Source organism: Pseudomonas fluorescens (assembly GCF_902497745.1).
Taxonomy (GTDB): domain Bacteria; phylum Pseudomonadota; class Gammaproteobacteria; order Pseudomonadales; family Pseudomonadaceae; genus Aquipseudomonas; species Aquipseudomonas fluorescens_BM.
In genome coordinates this window covers 74,933-89,476 of sequence record NZ_CABVHJ010000007.1, presented here as the reverse complement: position 1 = coordinate 89,476, position 14,544 = coordinate 74,933, and the positions used below count along the sequence as shown (strand labels likewise).

16 protein-coding genes are annotated in these 14,544 nt (G+C 58.4%); 12 read left to right on the top strand and 4 right to left on the bottom strand.

Translation table 11 applies throughout. The features are described 5' to 3' along the window. Positions 1-48 precede the first annotated feature (48 nt). The 3 genes from F8N44_RS12845 (at position 49) to F8N44_RS12835 (ending at position 1,718) form a co-directional block, all read left to right on the top strand. Entirely contained in the window at positions 49-537 is a 489-nt protein-coding gene (locus F8N44_RS12845; protein ID WP_007909801.1) for a TIGR00645 family protein, read from the top strand. Positions 538-672: 135 nt separating this feature from the next. After that, positions 673-978: a DUF6482 family protein gene (locus F8N44_RS12840; protein ID WP_077574605.1), complete on the top strand. Its 306-nt coding sequence runs from the start codon at positions 673-675 to the stop codon at positions 976-978. Positions 979-1,100: 122 nt separating this feature from the next. Beyond that, complete coding sequence (locus tag F8N44_RS12835; RefSeq protein WP_008078561.1) at positions 1,101-1,718, top strand: FKBP-type peptidyl-prolyl cis-trans isomerase; 618 nt, start codon at positions 1,101-1,103, stop codon at positions 1,716-1,718. 110 nt (positions 1,719-1,828) lie between these two features. Here F8N44_RS12835 and F8N44_RS12830 read toward each other — a convergent pair whose 3' ends face one another. The 3 genes from F8N44_RS12830 to F8N44_RS12820 form a co-directional block, all read right to left on the bottom strand. Next, the gene (locus F8N44_RS12830) at positions 1,829-2,086 is read right to left on the bottom strand and encodes a hypothetical protein (RefSeq protein ID WP_034153845.1); all 258 of its coding nucleotides are present in this window, start codon (positions 2,084-2,086) and stop codon (positions 1,829-1,831) included. Positions 2,087-2,291: 205 nt separating this feature from the next. Then, positions 2,292-2,633 carry a zinc ribbon domain-containing protein YjdM gene (locus tag F8N44_RS12825; RefSeq protein ID WP_016986200.1) on the bottom strand — a complete coding sequence of 114 codons (342 nt, stop codon included), beginning with the start codon at positions 2,631-2,633 and terminating at the stop codon, positions 2,292-2,294. Positions 2,634-2,829: 196 nt separating this feature from the next. After that, entirely contained in the window at positions 2,830-3,798 is a 969-nt protein-coding gene (locus tag F8N44_RS12820; protein ID WP_150650558.1) for a polyprenyl synthetase family protein, read from the bottom strand. A gap of 239 nt (positions 3,799-4,037) precedes the next feature. Here F8N44_RS12820 and rplU point away from each other — a divergent pair, with 239 nt between their 5' ends. The 5 genes from rplU to F8N44_RS12795 all read left to right on the top strand — a co-directional run bounded on the left by rplU (position 4,038) and on the right by F8N44_RS12795 (position 7,878). Next, the gene (rplU, locus tag F8N44_RS12815) at positions 4,038-4,352 is read left to right on the top strand and encodes a 50S ribosomal protein L21 (RefSeq protein WP_003176051.1); all 315 of its coding nucleotides are present in this window, start codon (positions 4,038-4,040) and stop codon (positions 4,350-4,352) included. A 34-nt stretch (positions 4,353-4,386) separates the two neighbouring features. Further along, a complete protein-coding gene (gene rpmA, locus F8N44_RS12810) occupies positions 4,387-4,644 on the top strand; it encodes a 50S ribosomal protein L27 (protein ID WP_003176049.1) in 258 nt (85 codons plus the stop codon). 193 nt (positions 4,645-4,837) lie between these two features. Beyond that, the gene (cgtA, locus tag F8N44_RS12805) at positions 4,838-6,061 is read left to right on the top strand and encodes an Obg family GTPase CgtA (protein ID WP_150650557.1); all 1,224 of its coding nucleotides are present in this window, start codon (positions 4,838-4,840) and stop codon (positions 6,059-6,061) included. Between the two features lie 220 nt (positions 6,062-6,281). Continuing rightward, positions 6,282-7,400, top strand: a complete 1,119-nt coding sequence (gene proB / locus F8N44_RS12800; protein WP_141126409.1) for a glutamate 5-kinase — start codon at positions 6,282-6,284, stop codon at positions 7,398-7,400. Between the two features lie 10 nt (positions 7,401-7,410). Continuing rightward, positions 7,411-7,878: a CreA family protein gene (locus F8N44_RS12795; protein WP_150650556.1), complete on the top strand. Its 468-nt coding sequence runs from the start codon at positions 7,411-7,413 to the stop codon at positions 7,876-7,878. A gap of 183 nt (positions 7,879-8,061) precedes the next feature. Here the strand turns inward: F8N44_RS12795 and rpsT are convergent, their stop codons facing one another. Continuing rightward, positions 8,062-8,334 (bottom strand): 30S ribosomal protein S20, encoded by a 273-nt coding sequence (gene rpsT, locus F8N44_RS12790; RefSeq protein ID WP_003228351.1) that lies wholly within the window; start codon positions 8,332-8,334, stop codon positions 8,062-8,064. Positions 8,335-8,586: 252 nt separating this feature from the next. Here rpsT and murJ point away from each other — a divergent pair, with 252 nt between their 5' ends. From murJ to lspA, 4 genes are all read left to right on the top strand, one after another. Beyond that, positions 8,587-10,125, top strand: coding sequence for a murein biosynthesis integral membrane protein MurJ (murJ, locus tag F8N44_RS12780; RefSeq protein ID WP_150650555.1), 1,539 nt, complete (start codon positions 8,587-8,589; stop codon positions 10,123-10,125). A gap of 129 nt (positions 10,126-10,254) precedes the next feature. After that, positions 10,255-11,193 carry a bifunctional riboflavin kinase/FAD synthetase gene (ribF, locus tag F8N44_RS12775; RefSeq protein WP_008078544.1) on the top strand — a complete coding sequence of 313 codons (939 nt, stop codon included), beginning with the start codon at positions 10,255-10,257 and terminating at the stop codon, positions 11,191-11,193. 13 nt (positions 11,194-11,206) lie between these two features. Next, positions 11,207-14,038, top strand: coding sequence for an isoleucine--tRNA ligase (gene ileS, locus F8N44_RS12770; protein WP_150650554.1), 2,832 nt, complete (start codon positions 11,207-11,209; stop codon positions 14,036-14,038). Next, on the top strand, positions 14,031-14,543 hold the full coding sequence (lspA, locus tag F8N44_RS12765; RefSeq protein WP_007909836.1) for a signal peptidase II: 513 nt from the start codon (positions 14,031-14,033) through the stop codon (positions 14,541-14,543). Before ileS ends, lspA begins: the two co-directional genes overlap by 8 nt. The last annotated feature ends 1 nt before the right edge of the window (position 14,544 follow it).

The window sequence follows — 14,544 nt, the reverse complement described above, 5'->3', positions numbered from 1 at the left end:
GTGGCTGTTATACTCGCCGCCATTTCCAGCCCCCCTGTGTGAGACTCAATGGAACGCTTTATCGAAAACGCAATGTACGCCTCGCGCTGGCTGCTGGCGCCAATCTATATCGGGCTATCCCTCGGACTGCTGGCGCTGGCACTGAAATTTTTCCAGGAAGTTTTCCACATCCTGCCCAACGTGTTCTCGATGGCCGAGTCGGAACTGATTCTGGTGCTGCTGTCGCTGATCGATATGGCGCTGGTTGGCGGCCTGCTGGTGATGGTGATGATTTCCGGCTACGAGAACTTCGTCTCTGAACTGAACATCGATGAAGGCAAGGAAAAGCTCAGCTGGCTCGGCACCATGGACTCCTCGTCGCTGAAGATGAAAGTGGCGGCTTCGATCGTGGCGATCTCCTCGATCCACTTGCTGCGCATCTTCATGGACGCCAAGAACGTCGATCCCGAGCACTTGATGTGGTACGTGATCATCCACATGACCTTCGTCGTCTCGGCGTTCGCCATGGGTTACCTGGACAAGGTCACCAAGCACTGATCAACCGTTGATCGCTGCAATAACACCGCCTGTCTGTTGCGAAACAGACGGGCGGTGTCGTTTGTGGCTTGTGCTTTGATGCTCTTGGGCATATCCCTGTAGAGGTCCTGACTCGCCACTGTCTGAGGTGCGTTCATGAACCTGCAAGAGTTGAATGCGTTTGCCATCGCCAGGAAGGTTGATGAGCTGAATCTGATCTCCATGGAAGGCGGGATTTATCTGCTCGAAGCACGGATGCATGGGGCGGCGTATCCGTTGAGTGACCTCAAGGGTGGGATGCTGACATTGCGCTCGGTGGAACATGCACGGGATTTGCTGCACAACTTTCCGGTGCTGCCGTTCAATCTCGTGCACACCTCGGTACACGATGAAATGTGTGGCCTGGGCGCCAGTGGCGAGGAAAGCCTGAAGGTGCCGCTCGCCTGGCGTTCTGCCCTGTAGGCCTTGCGCGCCATCGCCTGAGCATCTGTGCTAGTCTGCTCGCCCTTTTGGTTCCGGGCGCGCCGGGACGCGCTGTGCACGCACGGCAAGTCTTGTGGCCGTCCGCACAGCGGAGCAGTGTCATGTCCGAAGTAAATCTGTCCACCGACGAAACCCGCGTCAGCTACGGCATCGGCCGTCAGCTGGGTGATCAGCTGCGCGACAACCCGCCACCGGGCGTTAGCCTGGACGCGATCCTGGCTGGCCTGACCGACGCGTTCGCCGGTAAGGAAAGCCGTGTTGGCCAGGAAGAAATGTCCGCCAGCTTCAAGGTTATCCGCGAAATCATGCAAGCCGAAGCGGCTGCCAAAGCTGAAGCCGCTGCTGGCGAAGGCTTGGCCTTCCTCGCTGAAAACGCCAAGCGTGACGGCATCACCACTCTGGCTTCCGGCCTGCAATTCGAAGTGCTGACTCAGGGCGAAGGCGCCAAGCCGACCCGTGAAGATCAAGTACGTACTCACTACCACGGCACCCTGATCGACGGCACTGTGTTCGACAGCTCCTACGAGCGTGGCCAGCCTGCAGAATTCCCGGTTGGCGGCGTGATCGCTGGCTGGACCGAAGCCCTGCAACTGATGAATGCCGGCAGCAAATGGCGTCTGTACGTGCCGAGCGAACTGGCTTACGGCGCTCAAGGCGTTGGCAGCATCCCGCCGCACAGCGTTCTGGTATTCGACGTCGAGCTGCTGGACGTTCTGTAAGACCTTTGTGGGAGCGAGCCTGCTCGCGAATGCAGGCGACTGGATCTAACTTGAGATTCGAGTTGAAGCCTTCGCGAGCAAGCTCGCTCCCACAGGTTTTGTATTGCTGCTCATAGTTCTATCTTGTGATGCAATTCACTGGTCGGGCGCAAGGCCCGGGCATAGCAGAACAGAAACAGATTGCGCACCAGCTCCTTGAGCACCAGCGGCTCGCTGGAATTCAGGCTGCTGACGTCCAGATCCCCTTGGTCTTGCAGCTCATGCAGGGCTTCTTCTTCAAGCACCGCACAGACTTCGCCGGTTTCCCGATGGAGGATTCTGAGGTAAGGGTGTGGGCGGTCCAGCCAGGCGTCGATCAAATAAGTCATGGTTCTCATCTCCTTGAAAGGTTTCAATGAGAATAATTCTTATTCATCAAATAGCAAGCGCCTATTGGCGGTTTGTGGATTTTTCCGGGTAAAGATTGCGTAAGGTCAAAACGGCTGACGCTTGGCTATCGTCTGGTTTTTCTGGGGCAGAGCGGAGAGGGCGAAGCTCCATCCCACGGCTGGCGCGGGATGGATGACAAGCGATTCAGACCTTTCTGACGAACTCGGATTTGAGTTTCATCGGGCCGATGCCGTCGATCTTGCAGTCGATGTCGTGGTCGCCATCGCACAGACGGATGTTCTTGACCTTGGTGCCGACCTTGACCACCAGCGAAGTGCCCTTGACCTTCAGATCCTTGATCACGGTGATGGTGTCGCCGTCCTGCAGGACGTTGCCGACCGAATCTTTCTTCACGGCATCATCGGACGCCACTTCGGCTTCGCCGCTGGCGGACCACTCGTGGGCGCACTCCGGGCACACCAGTTGGGTGCCGTCTTCGTAGGTGTATTCGGAATTGCATTTCGGGCAGGGTGGCAACGTGCTCACTAAGGCTCCTTGGGTGTGGATCGCTAAAAGTCGCACATTGTATAGGGTTTTACGCGAGGGAGGGCATAGCGCAGAAACAACTGTGGGAGCGACGGTGCGACGATTCGACCTGCTCGCGAAGGCGTCAGGTCAGTCAACATTGAAGTCGACTGGCAGATCGCTTTCGCGAGCAGGCTCGCTCCCACGGTGGGCAGAATCAGTGCGTACGGGCGACCGCAAACTCACTCAGTTCAACCAGCGCATCGCGGTATTCGCTGGCTGGCAGCGCCTCAAGGCACTTGATCGCACGGGCCACGTAATCACGGGCCAGTTGCGCGGTGTACTCCAGCGAACCGGAAGCTTCCACGGCAATGCGGATGCTTTCCAGATCTTCGATCCCGCCTTTCTGGATCGCCTGACGCACCAGTGCAGCCTGTTCCGGTGTGCCTTCGCGCATGGTGTAGATCAGCGGCAGGGTCGGCTTGCCTTCGGCCAGATCGTCACCGACATTCTTGCCCAGGGTTTCCGCGTCGCCCTTGTAGTCGAGCAGGTCGTCGACCAACTGGAACGCCACGCCGAGGTGATCACCGAAAGTACGCAACGCTTCGCTCTGGTCGGCGGTAGCACCGGCCAGTGCCGCAGCACTGTGAGTCGAGGCTTCGAAGAGCATCGCGGTCTTGCCGCGGATGACTTCCATGTAGGTTTCTTCGGTGGTGCTGGCGTCGCGTACCTTGGACAGTTGCAGCACTTCGCCTTCGGCGATGATGCGCGTGGCCTGGGAGAGGATCTTCATCACCGGCATCGAGCCCAGTTCGACCATCATTTCGAACGAGCGCGAGTACAGGAAATCGCCGACCAGCACGCTTGGAGCGTTGCCCCACATGGCGTTGGCGGTCGAACGGCCACGGCGCATGCCGGACATGTCGACCACGTCGTCATGCAGCAGAGTGGCGGTGTGCAGGAATTCGATGGTGGCGGCCAGCAGACGCATGTCGTCGCCTTCGCGACCCAGGGCCTTGCCACACAGCAACACTAATAAAGGACGCAGACGTTTGCCGCCGGCCGAGGTGATGTAATCGCCGATTTTCGATACCAGCGGTACTCGGGAAGTCAGCTGCTTCTTGATGATGCCGTCGACGGCGCTAAAATCGTCCGCCACCGCGCGGTAGAAAGCTTGGGGTTGCATCAGCGAGAGTCGCTCCAGAAGGGTTGCGCGGCATGCTAGGACTCACATCCAGAGCTGTCAAGGCGCGATGGACGGCTACTTGCGCGTCTCTTGCAGCTTGCGTACAATCGCGCACCCTGAACTTCCTGGGCAGCACCTGCCTTACGCAATTGCAACGGGCCTTCCAGCCTTATGCAGCCATGCCAGCCAATACCTCTTCTTATAAAGAGCTGGGTGAGCAGGATTATCGGAGAAATACCATGTCTTATGCAGTAATCGTTACTGGCGGCAAGCAGTACAAAGTCGCCCCAGGTGAATACCTGAAGATCGAAAAACTGGAAATCGCTACCGGCGAATCCGTTACCTTTGATCGCGTTCTGTTGGTTGCCAATGGCGACGACGTGAATATCGGCGCTCCAGTTGTTGCTGGCGCTACCGTTGTGGCTGAAGTGATCTCCCAAGGTCGTCACGATAAAGTTCGCATCATCAAGTTCCGTCGTCGTAAGCACCACATGAAGCGTATGGGCCACCGCCAGTGGTACACCGAGATCAAAATCACCGGTATTCAGGCTTAATTTCAGCCTAATTCCTCACTAGGAGAATTGACTCATGGCACACAAAAAAGCTGGTGGTAGTACCCGTAACGGTCGCGACTCAGAAGCCAAACGCCTTGGCGTTAAGATGTATGGCGGCCAGAAAATCATTCCGGGCAACATCATCGTGCGTCAGCGCGGCACCCAATTCCACGCTGGCTACGGCGTTGGCATGGGTAAGGATCACACCCTCTTCGCGAAAATCGAAGGCGTGATCAAGTTTGAAGTAAAAGGCGCGTTCAACCGCCGTTACGTGAGCGTTGTCGCCGCTTAATTGCGCGATCGCTGGAAAAGCCCTGTCTCGCGACGGGGCTTTTTCGTTTGTGGGGTGAGTCTCTTGCAAAGCTGTTTGTATGGGCTGTCGGCGTGCGATGCAGGTCGTGTTTTGGGGTCGCTGCGCTCATTTTTGCAAGAGTCTTATGTCTTGATTGTTTTTCGGCTCGTCCGTACGGCGAGAGGCGTTGGTTATGAAGTTTGTTGATGAAGTATCGATTCGCGTAAAGGCTGGTGATGGCGGCAACGGTGCCATGAGTTTCCGTCGGGAAAAATTCATCGAAAACGGTGGCCCGAACGGTGGTGATGGTGGTGACGGCGGTTCCATCTACATGATGGCTGACGAAAACCTCAACACCCTGGTCGACTACCGTTACACCCGGCACTTCGATGCCGAGCGTGGTTCCAACGGCGGCAGCACTGACTGCACCGGTAAAAAAGGCGAGGACCTGATCCTGCGCGTGCCGGTCGGCACCACGGTGATCGACTCAGCTACCCAGGAAGTGATTGGCGACCTGACCAGGGCTGGCCAGAAGCTGATGGTCGTGCAGGGCGGCTGGCACGGTCTGGGCAACACCCGTTTCAAATCCAGTACCAACCGTGCGCCGCGTCAGACCACTCCGGGTAAGCCGGGTGAGCAGCGTGATCTGAAGCTGGAAATGAAAGTACTGGCTGACGTCGGTCTGCTGGGCTTGCCGAACGCCGGTAAAAGTACCTTTATCCGTTCGGTATCGGCCGCCAAGCCGAAAGTAGCCGATTACCCGTTCACCACGCTGGTGCCGAACCTCGGTGTGGTCAGCGTCGATCGCTGGAAGAGCTTCGTCATTGCCGACATTCCGGGTCTGATTGAAGGTGCTTCCGACGGTGCCGGTCTGGGTATTCGCTTCCTCAAGCACTTGGCGCGTACGCGTCTGCTGCTGCACCTCGTCGACATGGCGCCGCTGGATGATTCCAGTGCACCGGATGCCGCTGAAGTGATCGTCAACGAGCTGATCAAGTTCAGCCCGTCCCTGGCTGAGCGTGATCGCTGGCTGGTGCTGAACAAGTGCGACCAGATCCTTGAAGAAGAGCATGATGAGCGCGTCAAGGAAATCGTTGAGCGCCTGGAGTGGACCGGTCCGGTCTACGTGATCTCGGCCATCGCCAAGATCGGCACCGAGCGTCTGTGCCATGACATCATGCGTTACATGGAGGACCGTGCTGATCGTCTGGCCAATGACCCGGCTTACAAGGAAGAGCTGGCCGATCTCGATCAGCGCATTGAAGACGAAGCCCGCGCGCAACTGCAGGCGCTGGATGACAAGCGTGCCCTGCGTCGCAGCGGCGTGAAGTCGGTCCATGACATCGGCGACGATGATTGGGACGAAGAAGATGTGGATGACGAAGACGGTCCGGAAATCATTTACGTGCGTGACTGATTCGTCGGGTAGGAGCTGTCGCAGGCTGCGATCTTTTGACCTTCAGAAGATCGCTGGTGTGTGCTGAGTCTTCATCTCGGGGCGGTGTTATCATCGCCGCAAGCCGTTTTTCTAAGGCGCCGCTCAATCGAGCGGCGTTTTAGTATCTGGAAATCGCAAGTCACAAATAACGTCATGGGCGGCGCTGGGTCGCGCTGCCCTCAAGCTAAGGTTGAAGATGATGCGGAGCAAGGTGACAGGTGCGCAGCGTTGGGTCGTGAAGATCGGCAGCGCTTTGCTGACAGCTGATGGCAAGGGGCTGGATCGCGCGGCAATGAGTGTCTGGGTCGAGCAGATGGTGGCCTTGCATGAGGCTGGCGTCGAGTTGGTGCTGGTGTCCTCCGGGGCGGTGGCGGCCGGCATGAGTCGTTTGGGCTGGACCGCACGACCCAGTGCGATGCACGAGCTCCAGGCGGCCGCAGCTATTGGCCAGATGGGTCTGGTGCAGGCGTGGGAATCGAGCTTCGCCGAGCATGGGCGTCACACTGCGCAGATTCTCCTGACCCACGACGACCTGTCCGACCGCAAGCGTTACCTCAACGCCCGCAGCACCCTGCGCGCATTGGTTGAGCTGAAAGTCATCCCGGTGATCAACGAAAACGACACCGTGGTCACTGACGAAATCCGTTTTGGCGACAACGATACGCTGGCGGCGCTGGTGGCTAACCTGGTCGAGGCGGATCTGCTGGTGATCCTGACTGATCGCGATGGCATGTTCGACGCCGATCCGCGTAATAACCCCGATGCGCAGATGATTTACGAGGCGCGTGCAGATGACCCTTCTCTCGATGCGGTCGCCGGCGGTACCGGTGGTGCGCTGGGGCGCGGCGGCATGCAGACCAAGTTGCGTGCAGCTCGATTGGCTGCGCGTTCCGGTGCGCACACCATTATTGTCGGTGGGCGTCTTGAGCGCGTGCTTGATCGTCTGAAGGCGGGTGAGCGCATCGGCACATTGCTGTCGCCTGAGCGCGGCATGCTCGCGGCGCGCAAGCAATGGCTGGCCGGGCATCTGCAAACGCGTGGCACGCTGGTGCTGGATGAGGGGGCGGTGTCGGCGTTGTCCAAGGGCAACAAAAGCCTGCTGCCCGTCGGTGTGAAGTTGGTGCAGGGCAGTTTCCGCCGCGGCGAAATGGTGGTCTGTGTGGCGCCGGATGGTCGTGAGATTGCTCGTGGCCTGGCCAACTACAGCGCGCTGGAGGCACAAAAAATCATCGGTCAGTCGTCGGATGCGATTGTCGGTTTGCTCGGTTACATGGCGGAGCCTGAGTTGGTTCACCGTGACAACCTGATTCTGGTGTAAGGAAAACTCGATGCGTTTAGCAAAAGGATTGTTGGGCTTGCTGGTGGCGATGCCATTGCTGGCCTCGGCCGAGGAAATCGGTCAGGTGTCGACGGTGTTCAAGTTTGTCGGTCCGAACGACCGCATTGTCGTTGAGGCTTTCGATGATCCGAAAGTCGAAGGCGTGACCTGCTACTTGTCGCGTGCCAAAACCGGCGGCGTGAAGGGTGGTCTGGGTCTGGCTGAGGATCGCGCCGAGGCGTCGATCGCTTGCCGCCAGGTCGGCCCGATCAAGTTCAAGGGTGATCTGAAGGATGGCGATGAGGTGTTTAAGGAGCGCACTTCGCTGGTATTCAAGACCATGCAGGTGGTGCGTTTCCTCGACAAGAAGCGCAATACGCTGGTGTACCTGGTCTACAGCGACCGCTTGATCGAAGGCAGTCCGCAGAATGCCGTGACCGCCATCCCGATTCTGCCATGGGTGCCGGTCCAGCAATAACACCGCAAATCTAATTGTGGGAGCGAGCCTGCTCGCGAAGAGGTCGTGTCAGTCGATAGAAGTATCAACAGGCAGATCGTATTCGCGAGCAGGCTCGCTCCCACATTTTTTTGCTGTGCATTTGTTAAATCACAGGCAATAAAAAACCGACCCTAAGGTCGGTTTTTTAATGACTACGTCGGATTAAGCAGCTTCTTTCAGTGCTTTGACGTGGCCATTCAGGCGGCTCTTATGGCGAGCAGCCTTGTTCTTGTGGATGATGCCTTTATCGGCCATACGGTCGATAACTGGCACAGCCAGAACGTATGCAGCTTGAGCTTTTTCAGCGTCTTTTGCGTCGATGGCTTTAACTACATTCTTGATGTAGGTGCGAACCATGGAACGCAGGCTGGCGTTGTGGCTGCGACGCTTCTCAGCCTGTTTTGCACGTTTTTTGGCGGAAGGTGAGTTGGCCACCGTCGAGCTCCTCGAAAGACTTTTTAGGAAATAGCAAACAAAATAGGCCGCGAATCATGCCGATGAGTTGAAGTCTTGTCAAGGGCACTTGAAACGTTCCGCTAAGTGGTAGGTATAAAGAGGCGGGATATTTATTTCCGGCGCTTGACCTGTAAACTCGCGAGCTTTGGCTCTGTGCTGCTGCGGCGCGGAGTATCGCACAAGTAGGCGCTTTGTTCGCCTGCTGTTTATCGACAGGCACAAATTCCCTCAATGAATCTGCTCAAATCGTTGGCCGCCGTCAGCTCTATCACGATGCTTTCCCGGATTCTCGGGTTTGTTCGTGACACGCTCATTGCCCGTACATTCGGCGCCGGGATGGCGACGGACGCCTTCTTTATTGCCTTCAAACTGCCCAATCTGTTGCGGCGTATCTTCGCTGAAGGCGCGTTCTCTCAGGCATTTGTGCCGATTCTCGCTGAATACAAAAGCCAGAAGGGTGAAGAGGCGACCCGAACCTTTATTGCCTATGTGTCGGGTCTGCTGACGCTGGTGTTGGCGGTAGTTACGGCTTTGGGCATGATCGCCGCACCCTGGGTGATCTGGGCGACGGCCCCGGGTTTTACCGATACGCCGGAAAAATTCCAGCTCACCTCCGATCTGTTGCGGGTGACGTTCCCCTATATATTGCTGATCTCCCTGTCCTCACTGGCGGGCGCGATTCTCAATACCTGGAACCGTTTCTCGGTGCCGGCCTTCGTGCCGACGCTGCTCAACGTCAGCATGATCGTGTTCTCTCTGTTCCTCACGCCGTATTTCGATCCTCCGGTGATGGCGCTGGGCTGGGCAGTACTGGTCGGTGGACTGGCGCAGTTGCTCTATCAGCTGCCGCACCTGAAAAAGATCGGCATGCTGGTGTTGCCGCGCCTGAACCTGCGCGATACCGGTGTGTGGCGGGTGATGAAACAGATGCTACCGGCGATTCTCGGCGTGTCGGTCAGCCAGATCTCGCTGATCATCAACACCATCTTCGCCTCGTTTCTGGTCGCAGGCTCGGTGTCGTGGATGTATTACGCCGACCGCTTGATGGAGTTGCCATCCGGTGTGCTCGGCGTGGCATTGGGCACGATTCTGCTGCCGACGCTGGCCAAAACCTACGCGAGCAAGGATCGCCACGAATACTCGCGAATCCTCGATTGGGGCCTGCGTCTGTGCTTTGTGCTAGTGCTGCCGTGTGCGCTGGCGTTGGGGATTCTCGCTGAGCCGCTGACTGTTTCGTTATTCCAGTACGGTCAGTTCAGTGGATTCGACGCCGAAATGACTCAGCGCGCATTGATTGCTTACTCTGTCGGTCTGCTCGGGATTATCGTGATCAAAGTCTTGGCGCCGGGCTTTTATGCGCAACAGAACATCCGTACACCGGTAAAAATCGCAATTTTCACCTTGGTGGTCACTCAGCTATTCAACCTGGTGCTGATTGGCCCGTTGGCGCACGCGGGGCTGGCACTGGCGATCAGTGCCGGTGCCTGTCTCAACGCCGGACTGCTGTTCTATCAACTGCGCAAACAGCAGATGTATCAGCCGCAGCCGGGTTGGGCAAAGTTTGGTTTCAAACTGGTGATCGCGGTGGCGGTGATGTCGGCAGTGCTGCTGCTTGGCATGCATTTCATGCCTGCGTGGGATCAGGGTCACATGCTTGAGCGCTTCCTGCGTCTGGGCGCTTTGGTGGCTGCCGGCGTAGTGGCGTATTTCGGTATGTTGCTGCTGCTTGGTTTCCGCCTGCGTGACTTCAATCGCAAGGCCTTGAGCTAAGGTTTTACCCTTTATAAACAGGCGCGGGCCGGCAGTTTTGTCGGCTCGTTCACTTTGCGTTACGGTGTTGCCTGTCGTCGACCGTCGGGTGTGGTTATAATCGACCACTTTATGAGCAAGAAGCGCGTTATGCAGCTGGTTCGAGGCCTCCACAACTTGCGCCCCCAGCATCGGGGCTGCGTCGCCACTATTGGCAACTTTGACGGTGTTCACCGTGGTCACCAGGCTATCCTGGCCCGACTGCGTGAGCGTGCGCTCGAGTTGGGCGTACCCAGCTGCGTGGTGATTTTCGAGCCGCAGCCACGGGAGTTCTTTGCCCCCGAGACCGCGCCGGCACGTCTGGCGCGTTTGCGCGACAAGCTGCAACTGCTGGCCGCCGAAGGCGTTGACCGTGTGTTGTGTCTGGCTTTCAACCAGCGTCTGAGCAAACTCAGCGCCAGTGAGTTCGTCGATACCATCCTGGTTGATGGTCTGGGCGTGCAGCATCTGGAAGTCGGCGACGATTTCCGCTTCGGTTGCGACCGCCTCGGCGATTTCGACTTCCTGCTGCAAGCCGGGCAGATGCACGGTTTCACCGTTGAAGCGGCACAAACCGTCGAGCTGGACGGCATTCGCGTCAGCAGCACACAAGTGCGCAACGCGTTGGCCGCCGCCGATTTCGCCTTGGCCGAACGTTTGCTCGGACGCCCGTACCGCATCGCCGGTCGCGTGCTGCATGGCCAGAAACTGGCCCGGCAACTGGGTACGCCCACTGCCAACATTCAACTCAAGCGTCGTCGCGTGCCGTTCACCGGGGTGTACCTGGTGGATGTCGATATCGACGGCAAGACCTGGCCCGGTGTCGCCAATATCGGCGTACGGCCCACGGTACAAGGTGATGGCAAGGCCCACCTTGAAGTCCATCTTCTAGATTTTGCCGGCGATCTGTATGACCGGCGTTTGACGGTGGTTTTCCACCAAAAGCTGCGTGAAGAGCAGCGCTTCGCCTCCCTGGAGGCATTGAAAACGGCGATCAATGCGGATGTCGCCACCGCCCGTGCACTAGCCGCACCTAGCGCCCATCGCTAATGAAGAGCCTTAAATGACCGACTATAAAGCCACGCTAAACCTTCCGGACACCGCCTTCCCAATGAAGGCCGGCCTGCCACAGCGCGAACCGCAGATCCTGCAGCGCTGGGACAGTATTGGCCTGTACGGAAAGTTGCGCGAGATTGGCAAGGATCGTCCGAAGTTCGTTCTGCACGACGGTCCTCCGTATGCCAACGGCACGATCCACATCGGTCACGCACTGAACAAGATTCTCAAGGACATGATCATCCGCTCGAAGACCCTGTCGGGTTTCGACGCGCCTTATGTTCCGGGTTGGGACTGCCACGGCCTGCCGATCGAGCACAAGGTTGAAGTGACCCACGGCAAGAACCTGGGCGCGGACAAGACCCGCGAACTGTGCCGTGCCTACGCCACCGAGCAGATCGAAGGGCAGAAGTCCGAATTCATCCGTCTCGGCGTGCTGGGCGACTGGGCCAACCCGTACAAGACCATGGATTTCAAGAACGAGGCCGGTGAAATCCGCGCCCTCGCCGAAATCGTCAAGGGCGGTTTCGTGTTCAAGGGCCTCAAGCCTGTGAACTGGTGCTTCGACTGCGGTTCGGCCCTGGCTGAAGCGGAAGTCGAGTACGAGACCAAAAAGTCCTCGACCATCGACGTGGCCTTCCCGATCGCTGACGAAGCCAAACTGGCTGCCGCGTTCGGTCTGCCGTCGCTGGGCAAACCTGCCTCGATCGTGATCTGGACCACCACCGCGTGGACCATCCCGGCCAACCAGGCGCTGAACGTTCACCCGGAATTCAACTACGCCCTGGTCGACATCGGAGACAAGTTGCTGGTGCTGGCTGAAGAGCTGGTCGAAGCTTGCCTGGCGCGCTATGGCGTTGAAGGTTCGGTCATCGCCACCACCACCGGTAAAGAGCTGGAGCTGATCAACTTCCGTCACCCGTTCTACGACCGTCTGTCGCCGGTATACCTGGCCGACTACGTTGAACTGGGTGCTGGCACCGGCGTGGTTCACTCCGCTCCGGCTTACGGCGTGGATGACTTCGTGACCTGCAAGAAGTACGGCATGGTCAACGACGACATCCTTAATCCAGTGCAGAGCAACGGTGTTTACGTGCCGTCGCTGGAATTCTTCGGCGGCCAATTCATCTGGAAGGCCAACCCGGCGATCGTCGACAAGCTGACCGAAGTCGGTGCGCTGATGCACACCACCGTCATCGAACACAGCTACATGCACTGCTGGCGCCACAAGACCCCGCTGATCTACCGCGCGACTGCGCAGTGGTTCATCGGCATGGACAAAGAGCCAACCAGCGGTGACACCCTGCGTGTGCGCTCGCTCAAAGCCATCGAAGACACCAAGTTCGTCCCGGCCTGGGGCCAGGCGCGTCTGCACTCGATGATCGCCAACCGTCCGGACTGGTGCATCTCGCGTCAGCGCAACTGGGGCGTGCCGATTCCGTTCTTCCTCAACAAGGAAAGCGGCGAACTGCACCCACGCACCGTCGAATTGATGGAAGAAGTCGCCAAGCGCGTTGAAGTCGAAGGCATCGAAGCCTGGTTCAAGATGGACGCTGCCGAGTTGCTCGGTGACGAAGCGCCGCTGTACGACAAGATCAGCGACACCCTCGATGTCTGGTTCGATTCGGGCACCACGCACTGGCACGTTCTGCGCGGTTCGCACCCGATGGGTCACGAGAGCGGCCCGCGCGCCGACCTGTACCTGGAAGGTTCCGACCAGCACCGTGGCTGGTTCCACTCGTCGCTGCTGACCGGTTGCGCCATCGACAACCACGCGCCGTACCGCGAACTGCTGACTCACGGTTTCACCGTCGACGAAGCCGGCCGCAAGATGTCCAAGTCGCTGGGCAACGTGATCGCCCCGCAGAAAGTCAACGACACCCTCGGCGCAGACATCATGCGTCTGTGGGTCGCTTCGACCGACTACTCCGGTGAAATGGCGGTCTCCGACCAGATCCTGCAACGCAGTGCGGACGCCTATCGTCGTATCCGCAACACTGCACGCTTCCTGCTCTCGAACCTGAGCGGTTTCAACCCGGCCACCGACATCCTGCCGGCGGAAGAAATGCTCGCGCTGGATCGTTGGGCGGTCGACCGCACCTTGCTGCTGCAACGCGAGCTGCAAGAGCACTACGGCGAATACCGTTTCTGGAACGTTTACTCGAAGATCCACAACTTCTGCGTGCAGGAGCTGGGCGGTTTCTACCTCGACATCATCAAGGACCGTCAGTACACCACTGGCGCCAACAGCAAGGCCCGCCGTTCGGCACAAACCGCGCTGTTCCACATCTCCGAAGCGCTGGTGCGCTGGATCGCGCCGATCCTCGCCTTCACCGCCGACGAATTGTGGGAATACCTGCCGGGCGAGCGCAATGAATCGGTCATGCTCAACACCTGGTACGAAGGTTTGACCGAACTGCCAGCAGACGTTGAACTGGGTCGCGACTACTGGGAACGCGTGATGGCGGTCAAGGTAGCGGTCAACAAAGAAATGGAAATCCAGCGCGCAGCAAAAGCCGTCGGTGGCAACCTGCAAGCCGAAGTGACGCTGTACGCCGAAGACGCCCTGAGCGCCGATCTGGCCAAGCTGAGCAACGAACTGCGCTTTGTCCTGATCACTTCGACTGCCAGCGTTGCGCCGTTCGTTCAGGCTCCGGCCGATGCGGTAGTGACTGAAGTCAGCGGCTTGAAGCTGAAGATCGTCAAATCGGCCTTCCCGAAGTGCGCCCGTTGCTGGCATTGCCGTGAAGACGTTGGCGTGAACCCGGAGCACCCGGAAATCTGCGGTCGTTGCGTCGACAACATCAGCGGCGCTGGCGAGGTTCGTCACTATGCCTAATGCCGTTGGCCGTTTCGGACGGTTGAGCTGGCTGTGGTTGAGCTTGCTGGTTCTGGTCATCGACCAGGCCAGCAAGTTCTACTTCGAAGGCAAGCTCGAAATGTTCCAGCAGATCGTGATCATTCCCGATTACTTCAGCTGGACTTTGGCCTACAACACCGGCGCTGCCTTCAGCTTCCTCGCTGACAGTTCCGGCTGGCAGCGCTGGTTGTTCGCCCTGATCGCGATTGTGGTCAGTGCCGTGCTGGTGGTCTGGCTCAAGCGCCTGGGCCGCAACGAAACCTGGCTGGCCGTCGCGCTGGCGCTGGTATTGGGCGGCGCGCTGGGCAATCTGTATGACCGCATTGCCTTGGGCCATGTGATCGACTTCATTCTGGTGCACTGGCAGAACCGCTGGTACTTCCCGGCGTTCAACTTCGCCGACAGCGCGATTACCGTTGGCGCGGTGATGCTGGCACTGGATATGTTCAAAAGTAAAAAGACCGGAGAAGCCGTTCATGACTGAA